The organism is Cytobacillus eiseniae (assembly GCF_017874625.1).
Lineage (GTDB): Bacteria > Bacillota > Bacilli > Bacillales > Cytobacillaceae > Cytobacillus > Cytobacillus eiseniae.
Genome location: NZ_JAGIKZ010000001.1, coordinates 89,363 through 109,523, shown reverse-complemented (window position 1 = coordinate 109,523; position 20,161 = coordinate 89,363). Strand labels below are relative to the sequence as shown.

Below are 20,161 nucleotides of genomic sequence, written 5' to 3'. Positions count from 1 at the left end.
TTAATTCACGCGTCCAGTTTGCTTATCCACTCCTCACATACTAATAAATTACGCTCCGGTGCTCTAAGACACACTTCTTGAACTTCTCAACTCTTTTTGTCCTCCATTTTGAACACTCAATACAAGTAAAAATTATTTTAATAAGCTTCTTGCACCTTGTAGCAAGCTAAATCCCTTAAATAAATTTCCGCTAGTTGTATTGACTACTTTCATTCCTAAATCTAAGAGTGAAGGGTTTTGCTTTTTTAAGCCTGCTATATCTTTCTTTATTTGAGTTATTTCTGTTCTCAATTCATCCATTTGTTGTTGTAAGATGGAAAAGTCAGTACTTGGATTTATATTTCTTGACTGATTACGTGGCACTTGATGATTTGAGTTTCCTAATTCTTCAACCATTTCCATTAACGAATCATCTTTTAACAGATGATTCGCCATATTCATCAAAGAACCAAAGTCAAGTGAATCTTGATTCTTCAACAACTGAGCAGCAAGATCATTTGCTTGATTATTATTTGATAAAATGTCTTTCCTCTCTTTCCTTTTCACTTTGTTCCCTCCTTCCATTTATTTAAATAATTGCTCACTAACAAAAAATAGGAATGCTTAATACTGGGAGATTACAAAGAATCCCCCAGCTTGTCTATTCTTATGCTACTGGTAATAGTCCAGTAATTGCACCACTGATTGCAGATTGCTGCGTACTATTCCCCAATAAGAAAGCGATGACCAGAGCAAAGAGCAAGATGACTAATAGTAAAAGAGTTACTAACATATCGATTCCCCCCCTCCCACACAAACTTAAGGGACCCTTACAAATTTATTGTATGTAAATATAAAGGACATGCTTATATAAACAACCTAATCAGATAAAATAGGCATAAAAATAGCACAAGCTACATCGAGCTTGTGCTAGGCAATCATTTTTGAAATTGTAATTTGTGCAGGTTGGCAAATATTCCGCCACTTTCGATTAATTCATCATGTCGCCCTTCCTCAGCGATCCCCTCTTCAGTTACGACAACAATACGATCAGCATTACGAATTGTTGCCAAACGGTGAGCAATAACAAGTGTCGTACGATCTTTCGCTAGCTCATTTAAAGCAGCTTGGATAATCCGCTCTGTTTCTGTATCTAATGCAGATGTTGCCTCATCTAAAATAAGAATCGGAGGGTTCTTTAAGAACATTCTTGCAATCGCAATCCGCTGCTTCTGCCCACCAGAAAGCTTCAAGCCTCTTTCACCAATTTGTGTTTCATACCCAAATGGAAGGGAAGCGATGAAATCTTCTAGATGAGCTCTTTTTGCTGCCGTCTCAATTTGCTCATCTGTTGCTCCAAGCATCCCATAAGCGATATTCTCTTTTAATGTACCTGTAAATAGAAAGACATCCTGTTGGACAATACCAATTTGTGATCGCAAGGAATGCTTTGTCATATCTCTTACATCGATCCCATCGACAGTAATACTTCCACTTGTCACATCATAAAACCTCGGAATCAATGAACAAATGGTTGTTTTTCCAGCTCCAGAAGGCCCAACAAAGGCAATCGTTTCACCTTTCTTTATTTGAAGATCAATTCCTTCTAACACTGACTTATGTTCATCGTAGCTAAAGGATACATTATTAAAGCGAATATCCCCACGAAGCCCTGCAACTTCTATCGCATCTTTTACATCCTCTACCTCTGGTTCCGTATCAATTAGTTCAAGGAATCGTTTAAAACCCGCCATTCCTTTCGGATAAAGCTCTAATAATGCACTAATTTTATCGATTGGTTTTAAAAGTACATTTACATAAAGAACAAAACCAACAAGTTCACCATAGGAAAGTTTCCCTGTAAAACTCAGCCATGCACCAAATACAAGAACAATTAATGTCATCATTCGAGTAAGCATGTAAATACCTGACGAACTGAAACTCATAATTTTATATGCAACAAGCTTAGCTAATCGGAACCTTTGATTATTTGTTTTGAATCGATTAATCTCATACTCTTCATTTGTAAAAGATTGTACGACACGTACACCAGAAACACTATCTTCGACTCGAGCATTTACATCAGCGATTTCACCGTACATTTTCTTCCATGCTTTATTCATACGAATATTACAGTATGAAATCAACCAGATAAGAATAGGCGTAATTAAAATGGCAACTAAAGCAAGCTCAACATTTATAGAAAGCATAATCCAAAAGGCACCAAAAAATGTCATAATTGCAATAAATAAATCCTCTGGACCATGGTGAGCAAGCTCGCCTATATCAAACAAATCATTTGTTACACGACTCATGATATGCCCTGTCTTTGTATTATCAAAGAAACGAAAAGATTGGCGCTGTACATGCTGAAACAACTGCTGTCTCATATCTGTTTCAATGTTAATTCCCAACATATGCCCCCAATAATTCACTATATATTGAAGAAATGTACTCATTAAATATAAAGCAAATAAGCCAGCACTGACAGATACAATCATCGACCAATTCCCACTTGGCAATAGGCTATCGATAAACCATTGAACAGCGAGCGGGAAAGCAAGCTCCAAAACTGCAACAATTACTGCACAGCTAAAATCGATCGTAAACAACTTTTTATGTGGAATATAGTATGAAAAAAATCGGCGTAACATATTTTTACTCCTTATCTATCTAAATTCTATGCTTTTCCTACTATATCATTTTACTTTCATTTTTAATATTAATTGATACAAAACTTCAGAAATAACGAGGCCAACAGCGATGGCACCCGAAATCATAAACGCTTTTGCTGCAAGCTGAACAGCAACATTATAATCATCTACAACAAAATGACGCATCGCATCATAAGCTAATCCACCTGGCACAAGCGGAATGATCCCAGAAACACTGAAAATAATGACTGGAGTTTTATATATTCTAGCAAAAATATGACTAATAACAGCAATAACGACAGCTGCAATTAATGAAGCGACTACAGCTTCATACTCATTATTTACTAGTAATATGTAGACAACCCAGCCAGTCATACCTACTAATCCACATTTAATGATTGATTTTTTCGGTGCATTAAATAAAACGCCGAAAGCCGCAGAAGCAATAAAACTTGTGATTACATGTACAATCATTTACCGAAAACCCCCTAAAAAAATGCAATAATGACAGCAACCCCAGTTCCGATTGCGAATGCAGTTAAAAAGGCTTCAGCACCTTTTGACAATCCTGAAATGAGATGACCAGCCATTAAATCTCTGACTGCATTTGTAATCAAAAGTCCTGGTACTAGCGGCATTACGGATCCGATGATAATTTTATCTAGCTCTTGCCCAATGCCTAATGATACAAAAAGAAAAGCAATTGCACCGATGACAAATGATGCAATAAATTCCGAGAAAAACTTGACCTTCAATATGCGATGGACATATACAAAACATGTAAAACCTACCCCACCAGCAATGAGTGCTGGAATGAAGTCTGCCCACTGCCCTAAGAACATTAATAAAAAACATCCGCTTGCAATTGATGCTGCAATTATTTGCTGGTAAATCGGAAAGGTAAAATCAGCTGATTGAATTTCTTTTAAACGTATTAGGGCTTGCTGAGATGTTAATTCACCGCTGCTTATTTTTCGAGATACACCATTTACTAATGTCACTTTATATAAGTCTGTTGTGCGCTCAGAAATTCTAATAAATTTAGCTGGTTCTGTCCCATCAATTGAAAAGATAATTCCCGTTGGGGTAACATAGCTATGCGATTCTGGTATCCCAAGTGATGCAGCTATTCTGATCATCGTATCCTCTACCCGATAGGTTTCTGCTCCGCATTGCAGCATGATTTTCCCTGCAAGCAAGCATAATTCAATCACTTCTATTGATTGAGGAAATTTATTCTCCATATGGTTTCCCTCCTATGAAAGATAGAAGTCTTACTTCTAATTATATTTCTTCATCATAAAGGAAAATTGTGATGATGAAAAGGCTTATCGATACAGTTTCTTTTTCATTATTTTATTCCTACAATATTCCATTTAAGAAAAGAGGATCGAACAAAAGAACTGGCGCCTAAGGTCTTGCTGGACAACCTTGATATAGGTTAACACGGTAAGCATGAATTAACACAATCATTGCGAAGCAGTAATCATGTATGAAAGGTAGCTGGATCATTTCCTAACAATGATAAAAGCTGCCAATAGGCAGCTCTACAATGGTACTTCTAAAATGATTTTCGTTCCTTGTTGTACAGATGATTGTATAGTCACCTTGCCATGGACAGCCCTTGCTCTTTCTTCCATGCTAAATAATCCAACCCCACGTGTGATTTCCTCAATTTCAAACCCTTTTCCTTTATCCTCTATGACCACTCTGACTTCATCTTCTAATTCACGGATGATCACAGAAGCATCTTCAGCATCCGCGTATTTTCTCATATTTGTCAAAGCTTCTTGAATAATTCTATAAATGGTTATTTCTTTATTTTCACTTAATCTAGACTGTAAATAACAATCAAATTGGACATTAATTTGGTAATGATCGGAGAATCGAACTAAATAGGATCGAATAGCAGGAATTAATCCAAGATCATCAAGAACAGACGGGCGTAACGACCATGAAAGATCTCTAAGTTCTTCTATAATTTCTGTTGCTTCATTTTGCATTTGATCAAGTAATGGATGATTGATTTCTGATTGTAGGCGATTGATCGTAATTAAATGGCCATACAAATTTTGGCCAATTCCATCATGCAACTCACGTGATAATCGTCTACGTTCATCCTCTTGCACATCAATCATTTTTGTCATCATTGCTTGTAGCTCTTCTTCTACTTTCTTTCTTCTTGTTATTTCATAACGAATTGCTAAATACTGATATGGTTTTTTATTTTCGTCAACAAATGGGACAATCGTTGTGTCTACCCAGTAATAGCTTCCATCTTTTGCCTGGTTTTTAATCTCACCTTTCCATACTCTTCCTGACGATATCGTCTGCCATAAATCGGCGAAAAAACGTTTCGGATGATGGCCTGAATTAATAATCCGATGATCACGGCCAACTATCTCATCTTTCGTATATTTAGATATCCGACAAAATTGATCATTCACATAATGAATGACCCCTCTTTGATCTGTTATTGCAATAATTGAAGATGCATCAAGAGCAAACTTTAGATCACTCAATTCAGCAACTGACTTCTTCAGTTCCTCTACAATTTGTTCATAGTCAATGTTATCTCTTGGGTTGTTCTCTCTATCCATTTCTATCCTCCCCAAATCCATTTAAAACAAGCTATCCAACATCCCTTCCATTGTTGATGCAGCCTGCTTAATCATCTTCTGTTCACTATCAGTAATGGGGTCATTCGTTCTACTTCCAACTAATATAACACCTTTAGGAGCCCCCTTATAATGAATCGGGACTGCATAGGCATACAGAAGCTTTTCAGCTAGCATGATTGGATATTCGAGTGGCTTTCCTTGAATATCCTCTGGAAAATTATTTATTGTAATAGGACTGCCTGTCGAAATGACCTTTCCTGCAATTCCTTTCCCATAACGGACAGATATTCGTTTGTATTTCTCATTGCTGTTGCCAGCAGCATAATGCCATCTCACATCTGGACCTTCTCTATTTTGCAGAGCTAAGCCTACAAAATCAGCAGTAATATTTGCTAAAATTGATTCACATACATGTGCAATCTCTTCTGAACGATTCAAAATTGCATCATCCCCTTATATTCCATACCCCAATAACCCCTTTTTCAAAGCGATCTCAACTAGCTCATGACGAGTTTTCATCTGTAGCTTTTCCATTACATTCCCTTTATGTGTTTCAACCGTTTTCACACTAATTACAAGCTGTTCAGCAATTTCTTTATTTGAGAACCCTTTTGCTATCAATGTAAGTACTTCTTTTTCACGATCAGAAAGAAGCTGAAATGTATCAACATTGCCGTTTTTCATATTGCCAATGTACTCTTCCATTAATCTTTTTGTTGCTGACGGGTGCAAATAAGCATTTCCTGTTGCTACAGACCGAATGGCTGAAAGAAGTTCATCATGCGGTGCACTCTTTAAAACACAGCCTGATGCACCTGCTTGAATGGCCCTGAATAAATATTCTTCATCATCATGCATTGTTAAAATGAGTATAGCTGTTTCAGGCTGGAGTTTTTTTAGTTCTGTCGTTGCAGTTAACCCGTCTTTCCCGTGGGGCATACTTAAATCCATAACAACAACATTCGGCTTATGTTCAATCGCTAATTCGATGCATTCATTTCCTTCAGAAGCTTCCCCTATCACTTCTAAATCAGAATGGTTGTTTAGAAGCATTTTCAATCCCATTCGTACAACTGCGTGGTCATCGCAAAGCAGAATTTTAATCATGTTAACTCCCCCTTACCTTGTTCGAATTTCTATAGCAAAATAGGGATTGCTGCCGCAAATCCCCTTGATCGCTTACTTCTTGTCGGTTGTATCATTTAATGGGAGAGAAAGTCTGACAACAGTCCCTTCTCCTACCTTTGAAGAAAGCTGGCAATCTCCTCCAATAAATAACATTCTTTCTCTCATAGCGGCAAGGCCGGTTGACTTTTCCCAACCTTTTTCAATATCAAAGCCCTTGCCATTATCTTTTATCATAATCGTTAAATCATTTTCTTTCCACGAAAAAGACATAACTGCCCTTACTATATCTGCATATCTGGCAATATTCGCCAATGCTTCTTGACATACGCGGAATAGTGTAATTCTTTCACTCTGATTTAAGCAAACTTCCTCCCCTGTGATATCTATATCTACTTCAATCCCGTATGTAGAAGTATATAGCTTTAAATAGCTTTTCACAGCTGGAAGAAGGCCAAGTGTTGTGAGTGTGGGCGGATGGAGTTCAACAGCAAGGAGTCTTATTTCTTGAATCGTCTTCTCAAGCAGCTCCCCCATATCGCTGACATACCCCTTCAAAGCCTCTTGCTCTACTGTCGTCTCAATGAACTTCAGACCAGTAAAAAGGCTATACAAGGTCTGCCCAACTCCTTCATGCAACTCAAGTGCAATGCGTTTAATTTCATCTTCCTGAGATTGAATAATATAAGAGCTGATATTATTTTTTAATGGCTGTGTCTCCATCTCACCCCTCCTCACTATTTACTGATTTACTTAATTGCGATGATCAGATATATCACTAAACATCCCAGCGTATTGGACAATATCACCAGCATCATTTTTCAATGCACTAATTGTTAGCCATTGGAGGTATTCTTCCCCATCTTTTCGGCTATTCCAAATTTCTCCTTGCCAAAAGCCATTGCGCTCAATCGATTTCCATAACTCCTCATAAAAAGCTTTGGATTGTCGATTTGATTTGAGGATATTCGGATTTTTTCCAATGACCTCTTCTGCTTCAAAGCCAGTTATTTCCGAAAAAGCAGGGTTAACAGAAATAATCTTTCCATTTGTATCAGTAACCATAATTCCCTCAATCGTATGATTAATGACTTCATTTGCTAAGCCCATTTTCCCTTGGAAATACATCCAAACAACGAGAATTAAGCTTGCCAGCGCCACTTCTGATAAAGCCATGAATCCAATCGCATAATGGCCAGTCACGTTAAATAAGATCGTTAGAATGATTGGCGGGAAAAAACCACCTAATCCACCCATTGCAGAAACAATCCCGTTGACAATTCCTGCTTGTTTACTAAAGTACATGGGCACTAATTTAAATATTACACCATTCCCAATTCCTGCGCAAAGAGCGATTGTTAAGCATCCAAAAGTATACCAGCCAATCGTAGGTGCGAACGATAAGATCATAGCAGAGACTGTGTACACACCAAAAACAAACATTAATAAGATGAGGGAATGAAAGCGATCAGCAAGCCATCCGCCAATTGGTCGCATTAATGTAGCAATAACGATAAATCCCGCTGTTCGAAATCCCGCATCCACTTTGTCTAAACCAAAATTTGCAACTAAAAAGTTCGGTAAATAAATAGTAAAGGCAACAAATGATCCAAAAGTAATAAAATAGAAAAGGCTAAGCAACCATAGTTTTTCATTTTTATAAACACCTTTTATTTGTTCTAAAAGTGGTGTTTTGACTTTCGTTTCTTGTTTATCACCTAAAAAGAAATTGGCTATGATAAAAATAGCAAGAATGATTAAATAAAGCTGGACAGTTGTTTCCCAACCAAATTTCGTTGCAACAACAGGTGCAGCAAATGCAGAGATAGCAGTACCCAGATTACCAGCACCATAGATTCCATTGACAAATCCATGTTTCTCTTTCGGATAGTATTTCGGCAGGGAAGTTACCCCCACTGAAAATACAGCTCCACCAACACCAAGGAAAAGTCCACCTATCAATAGATCCGTCAGTGAATTGGCTACACTAATATAATAGACTGGGAATAATAGCAGCACAAAGCTGAGTAGAAATATTTTCCTTGCACCAAATTGATTGGCATAATACCCAAGTGGAACACGTAATATCGATCCTAAAATAACAGGTACTGCCGTCACAATTGCAAGCTGGTTGTCTGGTATTGCAATATCTTCCTTAATAAATGGAAGTAAGGAAGATATTAATACCCAAATCATGAAACCGACGACAAGATTTAATGTTTGTAATGGGAGCTGAATTTTTTTATGCATAGACAGCACGCTCACTTTTTATTACATAATACAATCCAGCTCCATGATCGTATGCTGTCCATGTGAAATCATTTACTTTAACATCCGCATTCAATGGAATCGCAAAGAAATTCTTGTCATCAAAAAAAATGCGGATATGAGTTTTATCAGGACAAAGTTCTAATTTAGTAATCGTTTTTGTCACAAATGGGGCTTGATCTTCACCAGGCTGATCCAATATTGCTACTTCTGCACGATGAGAAATAAAGGACTCTAATGTTTTTAACTCAATTGGTTCCACAGCTTGTGCATCCTCTCTTTTCAGGATAAATGAACATTTTATAGCCTTGGAGGTATTCCCAAAAAGACTCATCCGCATGGCCTTCAATAAATTCAATCGTTTCATCCTCTGATTGCCACCTGCTCATCCCTTTGACTTCAGCAACAATCATTTCTATTCCATTTTCAATCGTTTCATCTAAATACCAATTTAAGCGGATTCCTTTAAAAAGTTTAGAGAGAAGTTGATCTATTTCCTCTTTAAAATTGCCAGATGCATTTCTAATAAAACAGAAATCAAGGTATGTTTCACTATTCATTTGAATCACGCCTTTACATTTTTCATCTTTTTATATGCAAACAATGCGATTGGAAATAATACAATATTCAATCCACAGAAAATTAATGTATTTACATAATTTTCATAAAAGAATTGGTGAACCATATATTGGGTAAAAATAATATTCAAAAACAGAATGACTGCAAGTACGGCAACTCCGACGTAACTACGCTTCATAACGTTTCACCCTCACTGCGTAAATTGCACCATTTTCTACTTTCACTTGAATTTCAGGAAGCGGACGTCTTGGTGGACCAGCAGTTGGTGCACCTGTTTCTACATCAAAAAATCCATGGTGGCAAGGACAAACCATTTGATTTTGTTCCTTCACCCAAAAAACTGGGCAGCGAAGATGTGTACATGCATTTTGGTATGCCACATATCTATCCTCTGCTAAGCGAATGATAATTGCATCATCATGCTCACCAGGAAACTTAAATTCAAATGCGTCTCCTACAGCTAATTTGCTTTCATCAATAATCTTTTGCTTTGGGTATTCTTTTTCACCGAGACCGATTAATTCTTTTGCTGCAACAGCTCCCCACGGAAGGGAGGAAACTGCGAATACTCCTGCAGCTCCAGCCAATGTTTTCATAAATCCGCGTCGATCTAATTTTCTTTCATTATTCCGTTCAATATTATGTGTGTAATTATCTTCATTAAAGGGAATTTTATTATTTTTATCAGACGGCATTGTCGAATCCCTCCTAAAATAGCTTAGTTACACCCTGAAGAATTCCAGGGAGATTTACTTTCACGTTTGTTTCTCCTTCAAGTGCCATGCTTGTTACCCATTTGCCATTATCTAGATTGAATTGTTGCTTTTTATTTTCTATTTCTTCATCTGTCAACCATTGCAATGTATTGGATGGACAAACACTCGCACACATTGGTGGAATCCCATCCTTTGTTCGGTCAATACATAAATCACATTTATACATTAGGTTTTGCTCAGTATCAAATTTCGGTATGCCATATGGGCAAGCAATTGTACAGTTTTGACAACCAATACACTTCTCAACTAATGCTGACAATACGGCGCCTGTTTCATGGATTTGAATAGCCTGAGCCGGACAGCTTCTTGCACATGCTGGGTTGACACAGTGAAGGCACATTAATGGCATTGTTTGTCTATTAACTAGAGGATTTACATCATAAACATAGTTTCTGTTTCGTTCTTCATGTCCGCCACATTGCGTACAAGCAGCAAGACAAGAACGACAACCGATACAGTTTTCTAGTTCTAAATACAACCTTTTCTTTGTCATTTATTGCACCTTCTTCATTTCAACATTTTCGACTTTTTCAATTTGTGCAGCACAAGCTTTAAATTCTGGCATCCGCGAAATTGGGTCAAGCGCTGCAATTGTTAATAGATTAATAGATTGTTCATGACCAAAATGATAAGGAACAAAGACCGTATCTTTTCGAATCGCTTCTGTAATTTTCACTTTATATATTGCTTCGCCTCTGCGAGTAAATAAACGAACTTCTTCTTCATGCGAAATTTTGTATTTCAAGGCTGTCTCAGGATGTACCTCCACAAATGGCTCTGGACACATATCATGAAGGAACTGGATTCTTCTAGTTTGGTTTCCTGATAGATAGTGATAGACAACACGTCCAGTCGTTAGGCGCAGCGGGAACTTTTCATCTGGCTCTTCAGCTGGTGGACGATACGGTAGTGCACAGATTTTTGCCTTTCCGTCTGGATGATAGAATTTCTTATCTAGGAACATATGAGGTGTTCCTTCATCCTCTTCATCCTTACATGGCCAGAATACACCATCTTGTTTGTCAATCTTATCCCATGTTGCCCCGTAGTAATCAGCATAACCGCCCTTACTCGCTAAACGGAACTCATCTGCTACATCTTTTGCTGTTTTTAGATGAGAGAAGTTTTTCCCTTTACCTAACCGCTCAGCAAGCTCTACTTGAATTTGCCAATCCGGCTTCGATTCTCCTAATGGTTCCTGTGCTTTATTAATTTTAATAATACGACCTTCTAGATTTGTAACGGTCCCCTCATCCTCTGACCATGTAACAGCCGGGAGGACAACATCTGCAAATTCTGCTGATTCAGAAAGATAGAAATCAGCACAAACCATGAAATCTAAATCTTTTAATTGTTTTCTAACATAGTTCAAGTTTGGTGCAGATACAGCTGGATTCGAACATAATAGGTATAAGCCTCTAATTGTTTTCTCTTCCATTAATTCAAACATTTCATAGGCAGATACACCTGGTTTTGGCATTTCATCTGGAGTAATTCCCCAAACTTGGCATACTTCTTTTACATGTTCAGGATTCGTAATTTTTCGGTAACCTGGAAGTAAATCAGATTTTTGCCCATGTTCACGGCCGCCTTGTCCATTCCCTTGACCAGTAAATGTTGCAACTCCTGATTTTGGACGTCCAATTTTACCTGTAACTAATGCCATATTTGTGTAACCAGAAACATTATCTACACCCTTATGCTGCTGCTCGATTCCACGTGCAAACATAACAACTGCATTCGGTGATTTCCCATAAATTTCGGCTGCACGGATGATTTTTTCAGGTGCCACTCCTGTTAATTCACTCGTATACTCTGGTGTAAACTCTTTAACAAGCTCTTTCGTTTCTTCAAATCCATTCGTATGCTGATTAACAAATTCTTCGTCGGCATATCCGTTTTGAATTAATAGATTTAAAATCCCATTTGCAAGGGCAAGGTCTGTTCCTGGTTTCAAATCAAGATGCACATCTGCTCTTCTTGCAATTGGTGTTTCACGCGGATCAGCAACAATAATGTAGCCGCCTCTTTCTTGTACATTCCATACACGGAACATAGACGTTGGATGGCATTCCGCTGTATTGCTTCCTGCAATAAATAAGCAGTCTGTTTCATGAATATCTGTCCAAGGCAAGGTTGAACCTCGATCCACCCCAAATGAACGGAGGAAGCCACCAGCTGCACTTGACATACAGAAACGGCCATTATAATCGATATAGCGCGTTCCGAGAGCTACCCGTGCAAATTTCCCTGTTAAGTAACATTTTTCATTCGTCATTGACACGCCGCTGAACACGGATAATGTGTCTTTTCCATACTGATTTTGCATTTCAGTAAATTTCTTAGCGATTAAATCATACGCTTCATCCCAGCTTGCTTCACGAAATCCTTCTTTCGTTCCTTTTAATGAAGCATCATCACGAATAAGTGGTTTTAATAGACGATCATCATGGTTAGTTTGCTGATAAGCAGTAACCCCTTTCGGACACATCTTCCCAACTGTAACTGGCCAATCATAACGCGGCTCAACACCAATAATTTTATTTGTTTGTGTATTTACACGTAAATTCATTCCACATTGCATCCCACAATAACTGCAATGTGTCTTTACGAGTGTTTCATTTGGATGTCTTACATTCTCTATCTCTTTGAAAAATTTATCCCTTTGCATTCTGGTTTGCCTCCTTCACTTTTACCTCATGGGTAGGGAAGCCGGAAAATTGTGCAATCCGGTATTTTCTTCGACATGGAAGACATAATTCAGCAAGGTGAAATCCTTCTTCCATTTCAAATTGAATATCATTTACATGAAGAACATCAACAACATCATTTGATTGTTCTGTTGATACGAATTCAGTTTCACATACTTTACATTTTTTCATTGATTGCTCTCCGTAATGTTCACGATAGTTCTTTGCAAAAACACTCATCGGACGGAATGGGATATGAGCTAGCTTGCCGAATGGGAGATAAATCAATGTGATTATTACTGTCCATTGATGGATTAATGACATAGCTGGCTGGCCTTCCCCATCCATGAACATATTCAAGAATGTTAAAGCTAATCCAGTAATACTAACTAATAGCAACATAATTAATGGCAAGAAATCGTACATGAATTTCTGTTCTGCTCTTGCTTGCATATTTTTAAAGCGACGATAAAGTACCATACATACTCCTGCAATTACCATTACAGCAGTAATATTTAGTGCGTTATAAGAAAGGTTTGCAATAATTCCATTAGCTGGTACTGTCATGATTTGCAAACCAAAAAGGATAATATTATACATTCCATTATCATCCATTGTGAAGTACATCCAGCCGAATACGAGCGGGAAGGTTACACAGCATGCAAGGATGCATCCCCAACCAATAAGTAAATGCTGTGTCCATCGGTAAATTCCCCTATTCCAGATAAAACGGTATGTAGCTAAATGTTCTACAGTTGTTTGTGGGGTAGATTTTCTAAATAATAGCTTTATGCCTTTTTTGATCATTATTTTTGTCGGTGGTCTTTCTCCCCATGCAATAAAGCGGTAGAAGAATCCACCAAGAAAGACGATTGTTCCAACCATATAGCCGTATAAATTCAAGTCGACATGTGTGAACATTCTTGTACCAATGAAACTTAGAATAAACAGTCCACAGACAGATAGAAACATAGATTTAGCAAACTTCGAAGCAAATGCATTATTAATAGAATGAACGGGCTTTTCGTTAACAGCAGCTTTTGCCTGCATTTCATATTCCTCCTCAACACTTTTAACTTATCTTTATTGTAGAAGATTAGGATCATTTAATGTATCGGGGAACTTCCTTATCTTCGTGGGGAAATTCCCTTATATTTAATACATCACCTTTTTATGACAATTTGAAACATTTTAACTTCTCATTCGTATCCTTATTTGAAGAGGTGATAAAATGAAGAAAAACATCGTAAAATTTGGTGTTACATTGATCATAGAAATAGGACTGACTGTCATTCTTTCCAAATTATTTTCTGTCCGTTTCATAGAACTCATGTTTTTTACAGGGATTGTATTTTCGACAATTACTGTCTGGTTTTCAAGCAGCGGCGGAGCAATGACTAGACATATTGACAGCCAAACAAGTGCGATGACTGGAATGATCCAAAAGAGAGAGGAATTTTCTTTACGACTTAACTATGTTGTATTTGCTTCGATCTCTTTTCTTGTTGTCGGACTTATTTTCCTAGTATTATTAATTACAAATGTAATTCCCCCAACAGAGGTAGTTTTATCTAATTTGCATTAAGAAGGAGTGTTTGATCATGGCTAAATCAAAAGCTAAGAAAATTCGCGAAAAATTAAAACGGGAAGGGAAAAGAAATCCAGAAGAAAATCGAAGCCCATTTGCATTTGCTGATATGCGTACAAGAAAAACAAAAACAAAAAAAGATCTACTGGACCAAAAAAAACAAAAGAACCGTTCACTGTCTAAAGACCTTAGTGATGGTTCTTTTGTTTTTTTTGGGGGTTAGTTCATTTCTCTTCATAATAAAAATGGATTTAAGCAATGTTACTAGCACAAGTAATAGTTATTATCCTTCTAACATCCTTAACAATTTCTCTCTCCATACTATGGCAAGCTCCTCTATTTGTAAGAACTCTTCAATTGCCTTTTTATTTTTCCGATCATGGAACATCAACATATTGCCATTTAAAACGGAAAAATTTTCTTGTTTCCGATCAATTAAGGTAAGATTAGATTTATCAGTTACTTCGCCTTCTTGGAGAACTCTGAAGAAATAACCCGTAAAACCTGTTTCAACGATTCTCCCAAGCAATGAATCTATCCTATTATGCTTTGAAATTGTAGAACATGGGATCCGACCTTGGGAAACTTGGATGATCGCATCACCAAATGAAAAGGTATCACCGATATAAACATCCTTTTCTAACATGTTTTCCACACAAATATTTTCGCCAAAAGCTGGCATGCGAAATGTCTGATTGTATTCCTTTTCCCACAGCAAATAATGTTCATACGGATAGAGGCATACTGCCCTTTCTGGTCCGCCATGAAATTCGCGATTTGCAACATAATCTCCTATAAATCCATTTTTCTTCAAAACGGCCTCTTCTATTCCCTTTTTTCCAATGGCTGAATTTTCCGTTTTTCCTTTCCAAACATGCAAATTCGCCCTACCAATGTTTAGTGAGAGCAATTTTCTCTCCACCTAACCACCTCATTTTTCCATTATTCTCTATATATTATCCTTTTATTACGTTCAAAGCTAATTATTTATTTTACTTTTAAAAATTTCCATAAAATGTGGCCTTTATTTTTTGGAAAGTAACAAATATTAAATATGATTGATTACGTTTAAGGAAGGATTAGCAAATGGAGCATGTTGAAAAGCTGCAGAGCAACGAAAAGGATTCAAAAAGCGGGAAGAATGGAGGAGATACGTCAAATAATAAGTGGGCAATCCTAGCTCTTGCTTCAATCCCGCTTGTAATGACACTTGGAAACTCAATGCTTATTCCTGTCTTACCTGCAATGGAGAAACAATTAAACATCTCCTCTTTTCAAACAAGCATGATCTTAACGGTGTATTCAATTGTTGCTATCATACTTATCCCTATTGCTGGTATCCTTTCTGATCATATCGGGAGGAAAAAAGTAATTATCCCAAGTTTGATAATCGCAGGGATAGGCGGACTTATTTCTGGTTGGGCTGCTTGGAAAATGAATGATGCTTATTGGCTAATTTTAGTTGGACGAGCAATACAAGGAATTGGGGCAGCGGGCGCCTCTCCTATTGTCATGCCTTTAGTTGGAGATATGTTTAAAAACGACGATGAAATGAGTACATCTCTCGGGATTATTGAAACATCGAATACTTTTGGAAAAGTGTTAAGTCCGATTCTTGGCTCTTTATTAGCTGGATTTATTTGGTTTCTTCCTTTTTTTTCATTTCCAGTTTTTTGTTTACTATCCATTATACTTATGATCTTTCTTGTTAAAACTAAAAATATGGAGTTCGAACCAGTTCCATTTAAACAGTTTTTTGCCAATATTAAAGAAACATTTAAGAATAACGGAAGATGGCTATATGCTATATTTATTATTGGCGCTATCTTAATGTTTGTCCTATTTGGTGTATTATTTTATTTATCAGATACACTAGAAAAAATATACGATATAAAAAATGTAAAAAAGGGATTTTTCCTTGCTATCCCACTTGGTGCTTTATGTACATCTTCTTTTATTACTGGTAAATTAATTAAGGAAAATAAAATTTTAATGAAATGGCTTATTTTTGGCGGATCCACTCTTACCGCTATATCAATTGCCGTCCTTAGTTTTTCTGATAGTTTGTGGTTCATGATTATCCTCTTTCTTTTTGGAGGGATTGGCATCGGCTCTGCTCTGCCATGCCTTGATACATTAATTACAGAAGGAATTGATAGGCAGGAACGAGGAACGATTACTTCTATTTATAGTTCTATGAGATTTGTCGGAGTAGCTGCAGGCCCTCCAGCCATTGCAGTACTCATGAAACATGCAGAAAAATCATTGTTTTATATTTTGAGTATCCTTGCTCTAGTTGCAGCAATTGCTACATTTAAAGCCATAAAACCAGATAAGAAGTAACCGCAATAAGGACTATTGCGGTCTTTTGTTTATAAAGAAAAAACGACATCTCCAATGGATGCCGTAGGATGGTTAAATTAAAAATTATATGCGGATAGCTTTTCACTTAATACTTCCATTTCGTAGCCCTTTGATTGTAAATACTTCATAAGAGTTGGTAAATGTTCAGCAGTTGATTTGCGATCATGGAGTAAGATGACAATCGGGCTGCTCTTATATCGATAGTTCTCCATCTGTTGAATAACTTGTTCAACATATTCACCGTTTTTAAATTTCCAATCTTGACTATCAATAGTCCAATCCCATAATTGGAAGCCAGCAGATTGTACTGCTTCTTTATAAGATGGTTTCATATATGGAGCAGATCCATATGGTGTACGAATTAAAGATGTGAATGTTCCTGTTAAGTCTAATAACGTTTCTTGTCCCTGTCTCATCTCATCAACAACTGTTTGTTCTGATTGATAAATTTTGGAAACTTCATGGGTTACGCCGTGTAGTGCTGGTATATGCCCCTCATTAATAATTTGATTAAGTTCATCGGGATACTTCTTCATATTTGGTTCAAGCATAAAAAATGTTGCTTTCATCCCAAATGATTGTAGCGTTTCTAAAATACTCGTCGTATACGCGGAAGGTCCATCGTCAAAGGTTAGATATACTTTATTGAGGTTTACATTTTGATCTGTTTGCTCTTGTTTCGAATCATCAGTGTCAGCATTCTCTATATCCGTTTGATTATTCTTGTCTTTTTCATTGTTAATAACTTCAAATTCAGCTTCTATTTCTTTGTCTGATTTAACTTCTTCTTTCGTGTCAATGCCGTTTTTACTTACTTCCTCTTTTTTCTTTATTTGAAGTGAGCGAAAATAATGATAAATAGAGCCGTTCATTTCATTCTCTTGGTCCAAATGGCTTTGCGACATAAAGGAATACATCATTTTAATTGGTTGTTTGAAATTAGATACGGCCAATGCTTCGTTGTTGCTTCCCGGTTGTAAGATAACTGCTGCTAAAATGATACATACTAAAACTGAAATCATTACTTTTTCCTTTGTCTTTATTAATTTTCTTTTTCTCCCAACCCTTGTTCTTTCCACGTGACTTCACCTTTCCATTTCTTGTTGATCTAAGATGTAAAAATACATAATAATGAAATTCCCACTGTCAATCAGGATTATATTTATTTAAAAAAACGAGTTATTATCACTCCTTTTTATTTTCTGGATGTTTTATATATTCATTGATTTTTTGATGTCATAAATTAGACGTAACTAATCAAATAAAAGTTGTCATATTTCTTTAATATATTACAAAACTATTAAAATTTCGCTACAAATCTACTCTATTAACTGTACATAATATTAACCGCATTTTCAATTCCTTCAGGACAATTGGTAAGGTTTTTTCACATTAAATATTTGTTTCAAAAGCAATAAACTTTTAGAAAAGCGTCTTTAGTAAAAATAAATCAAATTACAAGAAAAAACCAATATTCAAATGGCTTAATCCTGCCTCTGAATATTGGTTTCTATTTATTTTCCATATGTATTTAATCTCTAGTAAAATTTTTCATGTGATTATGATAATGTGTACGGTTATCTCCCATTTATAGAACTTATCTATATTCCTACCCTTTATCCGCACTTAACCATAAGGTGCCTCCAATATTAATTACACATAACTGCTCTTTATTTAGTTGAAGGTGTTCCCACTCACGATACAATCGCTCAAGCGCTTCTGGTCCAGTATCATCAGCTAGACGATATGCACCGTAATGCATCGGGATGAATGATGTGGCTTTCAACTCTATGAAAGCTTTAACCGCATCTTCAGGATTGATATGGGAAATCTTCATAAACCACTCTGGCTCGTATGCTCCGATTGGCATTAACACAAAATTTATTTTATTAAACTTTTTAGCAATTTCCTTAAACCCGCGAAAATAGCCTGTATCACCAACAAAATAGATTGATTGTTCAGAAGGAATATCCTCTAGCATCCATCCTCCCCAATGTGAAGAATTCGTATCAAACAAAGTGCGTCGTGTCCAATGCTGGGCAGGGACAAAGGTAATTCTAAGATTTTGAATTTCAAATGTTTCCCACCAATTGGCCTCAAACGTTTTGTTATAACCTCTCTTTATAAAAGTTTTTTTTAATCCATCAGGAACATAAAAGATTGGATTTCCTTTTAAACGGCGAATTGAACCAAAATCTAAATGATCGTAATGGCCATGAGATATGACAACAATATCAATTTCTGGAAGATCGTCTATTTCAATCCCTGGTTTTGTTAGTCGCTTTTCAGTGCCCTGCCACTTCGCCCAAACCGGATCTGTTAGTATATTTAGCCCATCTAACTGGATTAAAAAAGTAGAATGACCGATCCAAGTAATAGTTGCCTTCTCATGATTTTGTTGAAGCGCCGCTATTTCCTTCACTTCAGCCTGCGGAATCTGAATAGTTAAATCCTTAACTTTTGACCGACGTTCCTTTTGCCACTGAGACATTGCCTTAAATGATTGGTCGTTCACCACACCATCCAAATTTTCATAACGTTTTCTCACTATTTTTTCCTCTCATATCTAAAAATTCATTCCTTTACTATTTTAGCAAATAATATGATGCATATCCTACATAGTAGATTTAATATCCAGTTTCAGTTTCACAAATCTAATGGATAAAATGATAGCAAGATTCAGCAGTTTGATATCATTTTTTACTTAAGCATTGAAAATTCCAACCTAATTGCAAATCTATTATAAACAAAAAGCATGGTTCTATAACCACACTTTCTGATTCAATTATTACATTATTAGTTAAAGAACGACTCGATTAATTGGGAAGCATCGATTATATCAATGCCTTTAGAATTTAAATATCTTAAAGACTTCTCTCTCTTTGAATCATTTGAACTTCCTACTGCATCTCTTACTATTGTTACATTGAAGTTCCTACGTATGGAGTCAAGTGCAGTTGCAGCCACACAAGCTTCTGCAAATAAACCAACAATAACTATATGATTCATTTTGTTGGCCGTTAAATATGAAACGAGGTTTGAATTACTTAATGCATTTGATTTGTTTTTAGAAAAGTAAACCTCATTCACTCTTAGTAACCGCTCATCTAATTCAGCGCCTTCGCTTCCTTTTATTGCTGATTTTTTTGTTAAGAAGTTTGCAATAAATTGTGTAGGTTCATATTCATTGCCTATATATACAACAGGGACTCCTCGACTGTCAGCTTTTTCTACAATTTTATTTATTTTTTCTAACATTGGTTTAATTTGATGTTTCGCTACTGGCATTCGAGCATTATCACTAATAAACCCCTTTTGAATATCAAGTACTAGTACAGCTACATCCATTTCCTATATTTCCCTCCCTCTCTTATCCTTTTGATTATACTGATAATCTCATATTTTACAAATTATATTATATATTCCGAATATTTCGTTCCCGCCCTCCTTCCAAAAAAGATAGTTTGCTTTAATAGCCTTTTTAAATACTGAAATAATAAATCTGATTCATTAGTAT

At 36.5% G+C, this 20,161-nt stretch carries 24 protein-coding genes; 3 read left to right on the top strand and 21 right to left on the bottom strand.

All coding sequences use genetic code 11. The annotated features are described in order from the left end of the window. Window positions 1–132: 132 nt before the first annotated feature. The 17 genes from J2Z40_RS00570 to J2Z40_RS00495 form a co-directional block, all read right to left on the bottom strand. Window positions 133–546, bottom strand: a complete 414-nt coding sequence (locus J2Z40_RS00570; RefSeq protein WP_066394840.1) for a hypothetical protein — start codon at window positions 544–546, stop codon at window positions 133–135. Between the two features lie 100 nt (window positions 547–646). Beyond that, entirely contained in the window at window positions 647–772 is a 126-nt protein-coding gene (locus J2Z40_RS19925; protein ID WP_281064421.1) for a hypothetical protein, read from the bottom strand. A gap of 145 nt (window positions 773–917) precedes the next feature. After that, window positions 918–2,633 (bottom strand): ABC transporter ATP-binding protein, encoded by a 1,716-nt coding sequence (locus J2Z40_RS00565; protein ID WP_066394842.1) that lies wholly within the window; start codon window positions 2,631–2,633, stop codon window positions 918–920. Window positions 2,634–2,678: 45 nt separating this feature from the next. Continuing rightward, window positions 2,679–3,107 carry a threonine/serine exporter family protein gene (locus J2Z40_RS00560; RefSeq protein ID WP_066394844.1) on the bottom strand — a complete coding sequence of 143 codons (429 nt, stop codon included), beginning with the start codon at window positions 3,105–3,107 and terminating at the stop codon, window positions 2,679–2,681. A 14-nt stretch (window positions 3,108–3,121) separates the two neighbouring features. Then, window positions 3,122–3,877, bottom strand: coding sequence for a threonine/serine exporter family protein (locus J2Z40_RS00555; RefSeq protein ID WP_066394847.1), 756 nt, complete (start codon window positions 3,875–3,877; stop codon window positions 3,122–3,124). Window positions 3,878–4,180: 303 nt separating this feature from the next. Then, a complete protein-coding gene (locus J2Z40_RS00550) occupies window positions 4,181–5,233 on the bottom strand; it encodes a PAS domain-containing sensor histidine kinase (protein ID WP_245349925.1) in 1,053 nt (350 codons plus the stop codon). Window positions 5,234–5,254: 21 nt separating this feature from the next. Continuing rightward, entirely contained in the window at window positions 5,255–5,692 is a 438-nt protein-coding gene (locus J2Z40_RS00545) for a GAF domain-containing protein (protein ID WP_245349924.1), read from the bottom strand. 15 nt (window positions 5,693–5,707) lie between these two features. Next, window positions 5,708–6,361 (bottom strand): response regulator, encoded by a 654-nt coding sequence (locus J2Z40_RS00540; protein WP_066394849.1) that lies wholly within the window; start codon window positions 6,359–6,361, stop codon window positions 5,708–5,710. Between the two features lie 72 nt (window positions 6,362–6,433). After that, window positions 6,434–7,102: a sensor histidine kinase gene (locus J2Z40_RS00535; RefSeq protein ID WP_066394851.1), complete on the bottom strand. Its 669-nt coding sequence runs from the start codon at window positions 7,100–7,102 to the stop codon at window positions 6,434–6,436. Window positions 7,103–7,132: 30 nt separating this feature from the next. Beyond that, entirely contained in the window at window positions 7,133–8,629 is a 1,497-nt protein-coding gene (locus tag J2Z40_RS00530; RefSeq protein WP_066394853.1) for a nitrate/nitrite transporter, read from the bottom strand. Next, window positions 8,622–8,909, bottom strand: a complete 288-nt coding sequence (locus tag J2Z40_RS00525) for a hypothetical protein (RefSeq protein ID WP_066394855.1) — start codon at window positions 8,907–8,909, stop codon at window positions 8,622–8,624. Before J2Z40_RS00525 ends, J2Z40_RS00530 begins: the two co-directional genes overlap by 8 nt. Continuing rightward, window positions 8,896–9,207 carry a hypothetical protein gene (locus J2Z40_RS00520; RefSeq protein ID WP_066394856.1) on the bottom strand — a complete coding sequence of 104 codons (312 nt, stop codon included), beginning with the start codon at window positions 9,205–9,207 and terminating at the stop codon, window positions 8,896–8,898. Before J2Z40_RS00520 ends, J2Z40_RS00525 begins: the two co-directional genes overlap by 14 nt. 5 nt (window positions 9,208–9,212) lie before the next feature. Then, a complete protein-coding gene (locus tag J2Z40_RS00515; RefSeq protein WP_066394857.1) occupies window positions 9,213–9,404 on the bottom strand; it encodes a hypothetical protein in 192 nt (63 codons plus the stop codon). Further along, on the bottom strand, window positions 9,394–9,921 hold the full coding sequence (locus tag J2Z40_RS00510; RefSeq protein WP_066394858.1) for a Rieske (2Fe-2S) protein: 528 nt from the start codon (window positions 9,919–9,921) through the stop codon (window positions 9,394–9,396). The genes J2Z40_RS00515 and J2Z40_RS00510 overlap by 11 nt, the downstream gene beginning before the upstream one ends. 13 nt (window positions 9,922–9,934) lie before the next feature. After that, complete coding sequence (locus J2Z40_RS00505; protein WP_066394861.1) at window positions 9,935–10,495, bottom strand: 4Fe-4S dicluster domain-containing protein; 561 nt, start codon at window positions 10,493–10,495, stop codon at window positions 9,935–9,937. Further along, window positions 10,496–12,673 (bottom strand): molybdopterin oxidoreductase family protein, encoded by a 2,178-nt coding sequence (locus J2Z40_RS00500; protein WP_066394863.1) that lies wholly within the window; start codon window positions 12,671–12,673, stop codon window positions 10,496–10,498. Beyond that, window positions 12,660–13,742 carry a hypothetical protein gene (locus J2Z40_RS00495; protein WP_066394867.1) on the bottom strand — a complete coding sequence of 361 codons (1,083 nt, stop codon included), beginning with the start codon at window positions 13,740–13,742 and terminating at the stop codon, window positions 12,660–12,662. The genes J2Z40_RS00500 and J2Z40_RS00495 overlap by 14 nt, the downstream gene beginning before the upstream one ends. A gap of 181 nt (window positions 13,743–13,923) precedes the next feature. On the opposite strand from J2Z40_RS00495, the gene J2Z40_RS00490 reads away from it, so the two are divergent. Both J2Z40_RS00490 and J2Z40_RS00485 read left to right on the top strand, forming a co-directional pair. Then, entirely contained in the window at window positions 13,924–14,277 is a 354-nt protein-coding gene (locus J2Z40_RS00490) for a hypothetical protein (RefSeq protein WP_066394868.1), read from the top strand. Window positions 14,278–14,293: 16 nt separating this feature from the next. Continuing rightward, window positions 14,294–14,503, top strand: coding sequence for a hypothetical protein (locus tag J2Z40_RS00485; protein ID WP_066394869.1), 210 nt, complete (start codon window positions 14,294–14,296; stop codon window positions 14,501–14,503). Window positions 14,504–14,563: 60 nt separating this feature from the next. Here the strand turns inward: J2Z40_RS00485 and J2Z40_RS00480 are convergent, their stop codons facing one another. Beyond that, the gene (locus tag J2Z40_RS00480) at window positions 14,564–15,202 is read right to left on the bottom strand and encodes an MOSC domain-containing protein (RefSeq protein WP_066394873.1); all 639 of its coding nucleotides are present in this window, start codon (window positions 15,200–15,202) and stop codon (window positions 14,564–14,566) included. 164 nt (window positions 15,203–15,366) lie between these two features. On the opposite strand from J2Z40_RS00480, the gene bcbE reads away from it, so the two are divergent. Further along, window positions 15,367–16,623 (top strand): bacillibactin exporter BcbE, encoded by a 1,257-nt coding sequence (gene bcbE / locus J2Z40_RS00475; protein WP_066394875.1) that lies wholly within the window; start codon window positions 15,367–15,369, stop codon window positions 16,621–16,623. 77 nt (window positions 16,624–16,700) lie between these two features. Here bcbE and J2Z40_RS00470 read toward each other — a convergent pair whose 3' ends face one another. The 3 genes from J2Z40_RS00470 to J2Z40_RS00460 all read right to left on the bottom strand — a co-directional run bounded on the left by J2Z40_RS00470 (window position 16,701) and on the right by J2Z40_RS00460 (window position 19,992). Next, window positions 16,701–17,723, bottom strand: a complete 1,023-nt coding sequence (locus J2Z40_RS00470) for a polysaccharide deacetylase family protein (protein ID WP_083953907.1) — start codon at window positions 17,721–17,723, stop codon at window positions 16,701–16,703. Window positions 17,724–18,253: 530 nt separating this feature from the next. After that, a complete protein-coding gene (locus J2Z40_RS00465; protein WP_066394882.1) occupies window positions 18,254–19,192 on the bottom strand; it encodes an MBL fold metallo-hydrolase in 939 nt (312 codons plus the stop codon). A gap of 248 nt (window positions 19,193–19,440) precedes the next feature. After that, window positions 19,441–19,992 carry a cysteine hydrolase family protein gene (locus J2Z40_RS00460; RefSeq protein WP_066394883.1) on the bottom strand — a complete coding sequence of 184 codons (552 nt, stop codon included), beginning with the start codon at window positions 19,990–19,992 and terminating at the stop codon, window positions 19,441–19,443. Between the last annotated feature and the right edge of the window lie 169 nt (window positions 19,993–20,161).